Below are 11,739 nucleotides of genomic sequence, written 5' to 3'. Positions count from 1 at the left end.
TATAAACAAAAAGCCTCTCGATATTAACGAAAGGCTTTTCAATATTTTTCATAAGAATTTTAATGCTGTAATTCTTCTTCTCCATCGTAAAGTGGAACATTTTGAGGCACAAAATCTTCGTCATGTCCTGGTTTACTGTAATCATAAGCCCATCTGTGCACATGAGGAATTTCTCCTGGCCAGTTACCATGTATATGCTCAACTGGAGCAGTCCACTCTAATGTATTTGATTTCCATGGGTTTTGTTCGGCCTTTTTTCCGTAGAATATACTTCTTACAAAGTTATATAAAAATACCAATTGTACTGCACCACCTAATAAGGCAAACATAGTAATTAATACATTAGCATTAGCAACATCATCAAAAAGTGGGAAGTTAGAGTTTGTATAATAACGTCTTGGCAATCCTGCCATACCTATAAAGTGCATTGGAAAAAATACACCGTAGGCAGCTATAGCTGTTACCCAGAAGTGTATGTAGCCTAAATTCTTATTCATCATTCTACCAAACATCTTTGGGAACCAATGATAAATACCAGCAAACACACCATAAAGTGCAGAAATACCCATAACCAAATGGAAATGCGCCACAACAAAGTATGTATCGTGAACATTTATATCTAGGGCACTATCTCCTAAAATAATACCAGTAAGTCCACCTGTGATGAATGTAGATACTAATCCAATAGAAAATAGCATTGCAGGATTCATCTGGAGATTACCTTTCCAAAGCGTGGTAATATAATTAAAAGCTTTTACCGCTGATGGAATTGCAATTAATAAGGTTGTGAATGTAAATACAGAACCTAGGAATGGATTCATTCCTGAAATGAACATATGGTGCCCCCAAACAATGGTTGATAAAAATGCAATAGCAAGAATAGACATCACCATTGCTCTATAACCAAAGATTGGTTTACGTGAATTTGTAGCAATAATTTCAGATGTAATACCTAATGCTGGTAATAAAACGATATATACTTCTGGGTGTCCTAGGAACCAGAACAAGTGTTCAAACAATACTGGCGAACCTCCTTGATAATGTAGTACTTCACCTTGGATAAATATATCTGACAAAAAGAAAGACGTACCAAAGCTTCTATCCATTATTAATAATAATGCCGCAGATAATAATACTGGGAAAGACACAACACCAATGATAGCTGTTACGAAGAAAGCCCAAATTGTTAATGGCAATCTTGTCATCGACATCCCTTTTGTACGTAAGTTGATAACAGTAACGATATAGTTTAATGAACCTAGTAATGACGAGGCAATAAATATAGCCATAGATACTAGCCATAGCGTCATTCCCATACCAGAACCTCCTTGAGCCATTGGCAATGCACTTAACGGTGGATAGATTGTCCAACCAGCTGCTGCAGGACCAAATTCAACAAAAAATGATAATATCATGATTACACAAGACAAAAAGAATAACCAATAAGATATCATATTTAAAAATCCAGAAGCCATATCACGTGCTCCAATCTGCAACGGTATCAATAAGTTACTAAAGGTACCACTCAATCCAGCTGTTAATACAAAAAATACCATTAAAGTACCATGTATGGTGACTAATGCTAAATAAATATCTGCATCCATGACACCGTCTGGCGCCCATTTTCCTAATAATGCCTCAAAGATTACATTAGGCTCTTCTGGCCATGCAATTTGCATACGCATCATTAGAGACATAAGAATACCAATAATTCCCATAACAATTACTCCAGTAATTAAATACTGTTTGGCAATCATTTTATGGTCTTGACTAAATATATATTTAGTAACAAAAGTCTCTTTATGATGATGTCCGTGGTCGTCGTGTGCGTGAGTATCTGCGTGTGCTGACATAATCTATTTTCTTTTAAATCTTTTTTAGTTAGTTAAAGAATTTTTGAATGTTTTTTGCTCTTTAATCCAAGCATCGTATTCTTCCTGAGTTTCTACAACAATCTTCATTTGCATGTTGTAATGAGATTTACCGCATATTTTGTTACATAATAACAGATAATCAAACTCATATAATAATTCTTGTCCTTTTTCTTCTATTTCTTCTTTTCTTTCTGCTCTTAGTGCATTGATATTTGCAACTTTCTCTTTGATTTCATCTCGTTCTCTCATTTGAGCAGTTGTTACTGTTGGTGTAAAACCAAACTGAGTAATCATACCCGGCACACAGTTCATTTGTGCTCTAAAGTGAGGCATGTAAGCTGAATGTAATACATCTTGAGAACGCATTTTAAACAATACTGGTCGTCCTACTGGTAAATGCAACTCTGTAGTAATGATATCATCTTGAGCATTCGGGTCTGATTCGTCTACACCAAGTATGTTAGCACGATCAATATCAATTAATCTTACATTGGCCATACCTAAGGTATTATCTTCTCCTCCATAACGTGCTTTCCAGTTAAACTGTTGTGCGTATAGCTCAATCACTAAAGGATCTTCACTTTCATCAATATTCATGATACTTGTCCAAGTAAATAATCCATAAATAATTAGACCTGCTAGAACAATTACAGGAATGAATGTCCAGATAGCTTCTAAGGTATTATTGTCAGCATAGAATAAAGCCTTACGTCCTTTTTCACCTTTGTATTTATAAGCAAAGTAGTGCAATAAGAATTGAGTAAATGTTTGAACAATAAAAATGATAACCATTGATATAATCATCAAGTTATCAATTTGTGGTCCATGCTCTGAAGCTGAATTTGACACTAATGGAAGATCTCCTAAATACCAAAAACTAAGTATAGTTATGACATATATAAAGACCAAGAATCCCATCATCAAATATCCATTGATTTTGTTGTCTTTATCTGTAGCTACCTGATTGTTTGACGCACCTACTTGAGCTAAATCAAAGATTTTAACCATTTGCCAGATGGCAACAGCTATGAAAAGTACTATTATAATTGTTAAAAAAGCAGTCATTGTTGTTTCTGTTCTTTATATATTTTATTAATAATGGAAATGTTCACTTTCTTTAATGAAAGGATTACGTTTTGCCAATAATGGTGCTTTTGTCAAAGCAGTAAAGACAATAAATATGAATAATCCTGCGAATAAAAGAATTGAGCTTATTTCTGGAATTCCGATAAACCATCTGTCTCCAACAGTTGCTGGCATAATCATATTAAATACATCAATGTAGTGTCCACAAAGAATTACTATACCTGCCATAACAACAAACCAAGGAATTCGTTTATAATCACTGTTCATTAATACTAATAACGGAAATACGAAGTTCATCACTACCATACCTAAGAACGGTAATTGATAATCTTGGAATCTTGTCACAAAGTAAGTTACTTCTTCAGGAATATTAGAGTACCAGATTAACATAAACTGAGAGAACCATAAATATGTCCAGAAAATACTAATACCAAACATGAATTTTGCTAAATCGTGTAAGTGACTATCATTAACAAAAGGTAGATGGCCTCTAGATTTTAAATACATGGTCATCATTGCAATTACAGTAATACCACTTACAAACATAGAAGCAAAAACATACCATCCAAATAAAGTAGAGAACCAGTGAGGGTCAACACTCATTATCCAATCCCAAGACATCATAGATTCTGTGTATATATAGAATACTAAAAATCCAGCTGCAATTCTAAATGACTTCTTGAAATTTCTATTATCATCGGCATTGTCTTGTGCAATAGAAAATTTACGCGCAAAATGTCTATATAAACTCCATCCAGCAATAAAAATTAAACCTCTAATGATGAAACCTGTCATATTTAAGAATCCTGATTTACCAGCTACTAATGCATCATACTTCTCACTTGTAGGATCAACCATATCAGGGTCCATCCAGATAAAGATATTGTAATGTCCGATTATTCCAGAAGCCACAGCAATAGCTAATACAATTAAGGCTCCGGGCAATACGTAAGCCGTAATTGCCTCCATAACTCTAAAAAGAACTGGTGACCAACCTGCTTGTGCAGCGAATTGAATGGCATAGAATGCTAACACTCCCAGTGCAATCATAAAGAAGAAAAAAGCGGCTACATATAATGCAGACCATGGTCTGTTTTCTAATTGGTGTTGTACATGTTTTGCATGCTCGTCACCATGATGCTCACCTGCTTCTGCATGGGAATCTGCTCCTTCATCGTGAGTCCCTTCATGAGCTTCAGCTACCGAATGTGTATCTGAATTTGCTTCATGACCACCTCCATGATGTCCAGCTTCCTCATGAGCAATCATCTCTTTTACTTCATCTAAAGATTTGTGAGATGTCATAAAACCATAAGCAACACCAATGGCTCCTATTATAATAAGGGCTATTGCTACTACTCTTAATTTACTTGAAAATGTATACATATCTATATATAATCTTTATCTATCTTATTTTTCTAAGTCTGCTTTTAACTTTAGCACGTAATCTACAACCTGCCAACGCTCTTCTTCATTTAATTGATTAGCATATGAACCCATTGCATTTTTTCCGTAGTAAATAGTGTGGTAAATACTACCTGCTGTAATTGCTCTTCCTGCATCATCATAACTAGGTACACCAAGTATTTTTTCTCTTTTCACCAAAGTTCCTTGACCTTTACCGTTTCTTCCGTGACAAATTCCGCAATAGATATCATATAGTTGACCACCTCTTGGTGAGTCAATCTGTGTTGAATCGAGAGGACTTTGTAACGTAGCTTTTGCAAGTTCATATCCTGCATTTGTATTTTCAATTTCAAAAGGCATATGATCGCCTCTAGGAATTGAACCTTCAGCAGGTAATTGAGCTTCTACTCCTCCCGGAAAAGCATCAGATTCCTGATAAGCTTCATATGATACTGGCTCGTACATATTTGGCATAAATTGGTAGTTAGGTCTTGAATTCTTCTGACAAGAAACAACACTTGCAAATACCATTAATACTATTACTATTTTAAATAAGCTTTTCATCTGTATAAATTAATGCGCTTTATCAATTAAATTAATCTCTACTGCTCCAGTTTCTTTTAATAAATCAGAGAGTTCTTTTTCGTTATTATGAACAGGGATTTCCATTAAAAAATGATCATCTGTTGTTCTAGGATCTGGATTCTCTGCTTTTTTAAATGGCCACATTCTACTTCTTAAATAAAACGTGATTACCATTAAGTGAGCAGCAAAAAATACAGTTAGCTCAAACATGATTGGAACAAAAGCCGGCATGTTTTCGATATAACTAAAACTTGGTTTACCACCAATATTTTGAGGCCAGTCTTGTATCATAATGAAATTCATCATAACAATTGCGACTGTTAGACCAACACAACCATATAAAAATGATGTAATGGCTATTCTTGTAGGAGCTAATCCCATCGCTTTGTCTAGTCCGTGAACTGGAAAAGGCGTGTATATTTCTTCAATATGATGATGTGCAGACTTTACCTTTTTAACGGCAGCCATTAAAACGTCATCATCTGTATAAATAGCGTGAATTACTTTTGAAGCTTCCATGTACTATTCTTAGTTTATTAATTTTTTAGCTTGTCCAGACCAATCATCACGTTCTGCTCTTCCTGGGAAAGAACCTGTAATAGAATCCAGCAAATCATATTCTCTTTTCGTCATCTTACTTACCTGTAAGAAGGTATAGATACCAATGCTATTAAGCACTTCTTCCATTTTTGGACCGATACCATTAATCTGTTTCAAATCATCAGCAGTTTGCGTGTTAGAATCGAATGCTCCAATACTACCTAAAAGGTCGTTTACTTTTGCTGAATTATCTTCTTCTGATGCCGATACTTCGGAAACAGTACTTGTTACAGCAGCAGCTCCTGATGTTCTTGCATCTGCACCAGTTCCAACTAAACTATCACCTCTTTCTCTGATATTCTTGTAACGTTCTCCTGAAGATTTCAGGATGGTTTTTACTTCAGCCTGAGCAATCACAGGGAATGTTCTGGCATACAATAAGAATAATACAAAGAAGAATCCGATAGTTCCAATGAATATTCCAATATCTACAAAGGTAGGAGAGAACATTGTCCATGATGATGGTAAATAATCTCTGTGTAATGATGTTACAATAATTACAAAACGCTCGAACCACATTCCCACATTTACCACAATTGAGATAAAGAATGAGAACATAATACTTGTTCTTAATTTTTTAAACCACATGAACTGCGGTGAGAATACATTACATGACATCATCATCCAGTATGCCCATGCATAAGGTCCGGTTGCTCTATTCAAGAATGCGTATTGTTCGTATTCAACTCCAGAATACCATGCAATGAATAGCTCAGTAATATAAGCCACACCAACTATAGAACCCGTAATCATAATAACAATGTTCATTAACTCGATGTGCTGTACCGTAATATAATCTTCAAGATTACATACTTTTCTCATAATGATAAGAAGTGTATTCACCATAGCAAATCCAGAGAAAATCGCTCCAGCAACAAAGTATGGAGGGAAGATTGTGGTATGCCAACCAGGTATCACCGAAGTTGCGAAGTCAAACGATACAATAGTATGTACAGAAAGTACTAATGGTGTTGCTAAACCTGCAAGTACTAATGACACTTCTTCAAAACGTTGCCAATCTTTAGCACGTCCTGACCAACCAAAACTCAATAAAGAGTAGATTTTCTTTTGGAAAGGTTTAACTGCTCTGTCACGAATCATCGCAAAATCAGGTAACAAACCAGTCCACCAGAATACCAATGAAACTGATAAATATGTAGAGATCGCAAATACATCCCAAAGTAATGGAGAATTAAAGTTTACCCATAATGATCCAAATTGGTTTGGTATAGGTAATACCCAGTATCCTAACCATGGACGACCCATGTGAATGATTGGGAATAAACCTGCTTGCACTACTGAGAATATTGTCATAGCTTCAGCAGAACGGTTAATTGCCATTCTCCACTTTTGACGGAATAGCAACAGTACAGCAGAAATCAGTGTTCCTGCGTGACCAATACCAACCCACCAAACGAAGTTAGTAATATCCCAGGCCCAACCAACGGTTTTATTTAAACCCCAAGTTCCAATACCTGTAGAAATTGTATAGATAATACACCCAATTCCCCAAAGGAATGCGACTAATGAAATTGAAAATACAATCCACCAGGCTTTATTTGCTTTTCCTTCAACAGGTGCTGCCACATCTACCGATACATCGTGATATGATTTCTCTCCTGTAACTAAGGGTCTTCTAATAGGTGCTTCGTAATGAGACGCCATAATCTATTATAATTGTTTCTTAATTAATTTTTATGCTTCGGTTGTATTTCTCACTTTAGTTTGATACTGAACATTTGGTTTAGTACCTACGCTTTCTAATAAGTGATACATACGATCATTTTCTTTAAGTTTTGCAACTTCACTTTCCTTATCATTGATGTCTCCAAATTTAATTGCTCCACTACTACAAGCTGCAGAACAAGCTGTTTTAAATTCGCCATCTTTGATAACTCTTCCATCACGTTTTGCATCAAGAATTGTTTTTTGTGTCATTTGAATACACATAGAACATTTTTCCATCACACCACGAGAACGTACTGTTACATCTGGATTTAATACCATTCTTCCTAAGTCATCATTCATGTAGTAATCGAACTCATCATTTTGAGCATACAGGAACCAGTTGAAACGACGAACTTTGTACGGACAGTTATTTGCACAGTAACGTGTACCTACACAACGGTTATACGCCATGTGGTTTTGACCTTGACGACCATGTGATGTTGCTGCCACAGGACATACTGTTTCACAAGGTGCGTGATTACAATGCTGACACATTACTGGTTGGAAAGCAACTTGAGGATTATCAGCAGCAATTTCTAATTCTGCAAAACCACCAAGTGATCCTTTATCTCCAGTAAGCCCAGAAAATTCTTCTTTTTTCGTATCATCTTCAGCAAATGTATCTTCTGAAGAATAATATCTATCAATACGTAACCAGTGCATATCACGACTACGTCTAATTTCTTCTTTACCAACTACAGGTACATTGTTTTCAGCATGACATGCTATAACACATGCACCACATCCTGTACAAGAGTTTAGGTCTATTGATAAGTTAAAATGATGTCCTATTGAACGATCAAACTCATCCCATAAATCAACTTCAGGAGATGTTACTGGTGTTTCCTCATGGTTTAATGATACCTTCGGAACTTTATTCCAGCCATATTTGTGATCTTCTCTATCGTAAGTATTGAATATCTCTAGAGTGGTTTCTTTAATAATATCACCACGACCCATAAGCGTGTTTTGCAACTGAACACATGCAAATTCATGCATTCCTGCTGCCTTAGTGATAGATACACTTTGAGCTGTATTGAAATTCTGATATAATGGATAAGCACTAATACCAGTCATCATTTCTTCTTTTAAACCAGAAGTTCTACCGTATCCAAAAGATAATCCAACAGATCCTTTTGCTTGTCCTGGCTGAATGATTACTGGCACATTTTTAACAGTAACACCATTAACAGTTATATCTACATAACTCCCGTTTAAAGCTCCAGTGGCTTCATATTCGTTTACTAATCCTAAATCTTTTGCATCTGCAGCAGAAATAGTTAGGTAGTTATCCCAAGATGTTCTGGTAATTGGATCAGGGAATTCTTGTAACCAAGGGTTATTAGCTTGTTGACCATCTCCCATTCCAACTTTGGTATACAAAGAAAGCTCCATACCTTCCGACTTTGCAGAAGATGCTAAAGCTCTAGCTGCACTTCCTGCAGAAGTTGCTGGTGCAGGCTCGTCTGACACTTCAGAAGCATCTACAGCATCAGCTGTATCTTCTATTTCAGTAGCAATGCTTCCTACATAAACACCATCTTGTAGCGCTTTGTTGAATGAAGATCCGGATAAAATTCCTGTTCCCCAGGTTTCTTTTATATATTCACGGTAACTCATGTCGTTACCAGTCCATTTTAATAATGCTTCCTGAAATTGACGTGTATCAAACAACGTACGAATTGCAGGCTGCATTAAACTGTAATGGCCTTTTTTAAGCTCAACATCTCCCCATGATTCTAAATAGTGAGGTGCCGCAGCTATATATTGTGTTGCAGACGATGTTTCGTCCGCTTTCATTGAAAATGAAATTGATAATTCTGTTTTCTCTAGCCCTTCAGTAAAATCAGCAGCATTTGGAAGTGTATATAATGGATTGACACCACTCATGATGATACCACCAACACGTCCAGCTTTCATATCAGCTACTAATTTAGCAACTGCATTATTATTACCTTGTCTTGTTAAGATTGGCGTAGAAGGGTCAAATGCTTTACTTCCTAATGACTCATTGATGGCTAAAGCGACTGTTTGTGCATTGACATCTTGAATACCAGTAACTAAAACGCCATTACTTCCTGCTCTTTTTAATTCTGAAGCAGCTTTTTGAACTGCCTGATCTATATGTTGTGGTAAATCTGTAGAAACCGATCCACCTACAACCAAACTATATAATTTTGCTAATACCTGTTTCTGTTGACTTGGTGTTAAAGGCACACGCTTATCAGCATTGGCACCAGATAACGACATGTTAGATTCAAACTGAATATGGCGTGACATTTTACCGTCTTTAGGAACTCGTCCTTGGGCATATCCTGCATCAAATCCTCCACCTTGCCAATCTCCTAAGAAATCTGCTCCAACAGAGACTATCGTCATTGCCTTAGAGAAATCATAACTTGCCATTCCACGAACATTGTACTTCGCTTCATAAGCATCAAGAGTTGCCGATTCTGAAACAGCATCATACACAACATGACGCACATTTCCATAAGCTTCTTTGAATTCGGAAATCAACTTAGACGTTGAAGGACTGGCATACGTTTGTGTTAGTAAGACAATCTCTTTACCAGCATTTTTTAAATCTGTTAACTTCTGATTAGTCTCAGTATCGAAAGTAGACCATAAGATGTCTTTACCATCTTTCATCGCACTTTTAACTCTCAAACTATCATACAATCCTAAAACAGAAGCATTAACTCTGGCATTAGCGCCATTATGTGTTTTTGCTAAGTTGTTGTTTTCAATTTTGATAGGACGACCTTCACGTGTTTTAACTAAAACACTTGCAAAATCAAATCCGTTAGCAATAGTTGTTGCATAGTAGTTAGCAACACCAGGAATGATAGATTCTGGTTGAACTACGTAAGGAATTGATTTAATTACTGGTCCTTCACAAGCTGCCAAAGATGCTGCAGCAGTACTAAAACCAACATACTTCAAAAAGTCACGACGCGTAGTAGAAGAAGCCTCTAAAGACTCTTTATTACCCAAAAATTCATCCGTAGGTATTTCGTTTACGAATTCATTTTGTTGTAGCGTCTCAACAATAGAGCTATTTTCGTTTAGCTCTTCAACACTTTTCCAGTATTTCTTGTTTGATGACATATTATATAATTGAATTACTTCTTAATTAATATTAATAGTGACACTTACCACATTCTAATCCACCCATTTGAGCAGCTGTAAGTTTATCTACACCATATTTCTTAGATAATTGCTCGTGTATTTTTGTGTAATACGCATTATCTTCAACTTTAACATTTGTTTCTCTGTGACAGTTGATACACCATCCCATGGTTAATGGCGCATGCTGATACATTACTTCCATTTCTTCAACTGGACCATGACATGTTTGACATTGCACACCTGCAACAGAAACGTGTTGTGAGTGGTTGAAATAAGCAAAATCTGGAAGGTTGTGTATTCTCACCCATTTAACTGGCTGAGTTTCTCCTGTGTATTGTTGCTCGTCTTCATCCCATCCAACGGCTTTGTATAACTTCTGAATTTCAGCATTGTAATCTACACCATATTCGTCAATCCCCATTTGCTGTGTTTCTTCAGCAACCTGATAAATAGATTTATGACAATTCATACAGATATTCAATGAAGGAATACCTGAATGCTTACTTACTCTTGCTGATGAATGACAGTATTTACAATCGATACCATTTTCACCTGCGTGAATTCTGTGAGAGTAATGAATTGGTTGAACTGGCTCGTAACCTTGATCTACACCAATTTGAGACAAATAACCATAGACAAAATATGCACTTGCCAACATTAAGAAAATGACCGACACTAAAACCAAGAATTGATTTTTAACAAAAGCTTTCCAGATTGGAAGCCCTTTATCCTGCGCAGCAATCTCAACACCTTTTTCTTCAGCAAAACGATTTAAGGTTTGTCTTACTAAAACTAAAGCAATAGCTAATAACGCAAATAAGATGGCTAAAGCACCAAGTATCAATTTGTTTGAAATTCCTCCTTCTACTTGACCACCAGTTCCTCCTGTATCTGGACCTGGAGTTGGAGCAGGCTCAGCTTTTGGCTCAGCTGTGTATGCCAAAATATCAGAAATATCCTGATCAGACAACTGCGGAAATGCAGTCATTGCTACCTGATTGTACTCATTGTAAATCTGATTAGCATAAGCATCTCCAGATTTGATTAAACCTGCACTGTTTCTAATCCATTTGTTTAACCACTCTCGGTCTAACCCTTGTTCTTCTGCCAATCTTGCTTCTACATTACGCAATGCGGGACCTGTCATTTTTCTATCAAGTTGATGACAAGCAGCACAATTGGTATTGTATAGTGTTTTTCCTTTTGCAGGATCGCCTTCCTGGGCAGTAAGTGAAGTAGTAAACGTAAGTAAAATAACCAGTCCTAAGTAAGGAATCTTTGAGGCTAATTGACGGTAAATCACCTGTATCATATTGTTAGTTGAATTATC

Annotated in this window: 8 protein-coding genes; all 8 read right to left on the bottom strand. The window is 36.3% G+C overall.

Annotation, left to right across the window (positions count from 1 at the left end; all coding sequences use genetic code 11):
• Positions 1–59: 59 nt before the first annotated feature.
• Genes Q0951_RS02295 through Q0951_RS02260 form a run of 8 tightly spaced genes read right to left on the bottom strand, consistent with a single transcriptional unit; the run spans position 60 to position 11,721 of the window.
• A complete protein-coding gene (locus tag Q0951_RS02295; protein ID WP_299333737.1) occupies positions 60–1,853 on the bottom strand; it encodes a cbb3-type cytochrome c oxidase subunit I in 1,794 nt (597 codons plus the stop codon).
• A 24-nt stretch (positions 1,854–1,877) separates the two neighbouring features.
• Positions 1,878–2,939: a cytochrome c oxidase subunit II gene (locus Q0951_RS02290; RefSeq protein WP_299333735.1), complete on the bottom strand. Its 1,062-nt coding sequence runs from the start codon at positions 2,937–2,939 to the stop codon at positions 1,878–1,880.
• Positions 2,940–2,966: 27 nt separating this feature from the next.
• On the bottom strand, positions 2,967–4,346 hold the full coding sequence (locus tag Q0951_RS02285; RefSeq protein WP_299333734.1) for a quinol:cytochrome C oxidoreductase: 1,380 nt from the start codon (positions 4,344–4,346) through the stop codon (positions 2,967–2,969).
• A 24-nt stretch (positions 4,347–4,370) separates the two neighbouring features.
• Positions 4,371–4,931: a cytochrome c gene (locus tag Q0951_RS02280; RefSeq protein ID WP_299333733.1), complete on the bottom strand. Its 561-nt coding sequence runs from the start codon at positions 4,929–4,931 to the stop codon at positions 4,371–4,373.
• 9 nt (positions 4,932–4,940) lie between these two features.
• Positions 4,941–5,471 carry a DUF3341 domain-containing protein gene (locus tag Q0951_RS02275; RefSeq protein WP_299333731.1) on the bottom strand — a complete coding sequence of 177 codons (531 nt, stop codon included), beginning with the start codon at positions 5,469–5,471 and terminating at the stop codon, positions 4,941–4,943.
• A gap of 9 nt (positions 5,472–5,480) precedes the next feature.
• Positions 5,481–7,217 carry an NrfD/PsrC family molybdoenzyme membrane anchor subunit gene (nrfD, locus tag Q0951_RS02270; RefSeq protein WP_299333730.1) on the bottom strand — a complete coding sequence of 579 codons (1,737 nt, stop codon included), beginning with the start codon at positions 7,215–7,217 and terminating at the stop codon, positions 5,481–5,483.
• Between the two features lie 30 nt (positions 7,218–7,247).
• Positions 7,248–10,388, bottom strand: coding sequence for a TAT-variant-translocated molybdopterin oxidoreductase (locus Q0951_RS02265; protein ID WP_299333728.1), 3,141 nt, complete (start codon positions 10,386–10,388; stop codon positions 7,248–7,250).
• Between the two features lie 31 nt (positions 10,389–10,419).
• Positions 10,420–11,721, bottom strand: coding sequence for a c-type cytochrome (locus tag Q0951_RS02260; RefSeq protein WP_299333865.1), 1,302 nt, complete (start codon positions 11,719–11,721; stop codon positions 10,420–10,422).
• Positions 11,722–11,739 lie beyond the last annotated feature (18 nt).

It is taken from the genome of uncultured Psychroserpens sp. (genome assembly GCF_947501425.1).
In the GTDB taxonomy this organism is placed as follows: Bacteria; Bacteroidota; Bacteroidia; order Flavobacteriales; family Flavobacteriaceae; genus Psychroserpens.
The sequence above is the reverse complement of the archived record's forward strand: the minus strand, read 5'-3'. Positions and strand labels throughout refer to the sequence as shown.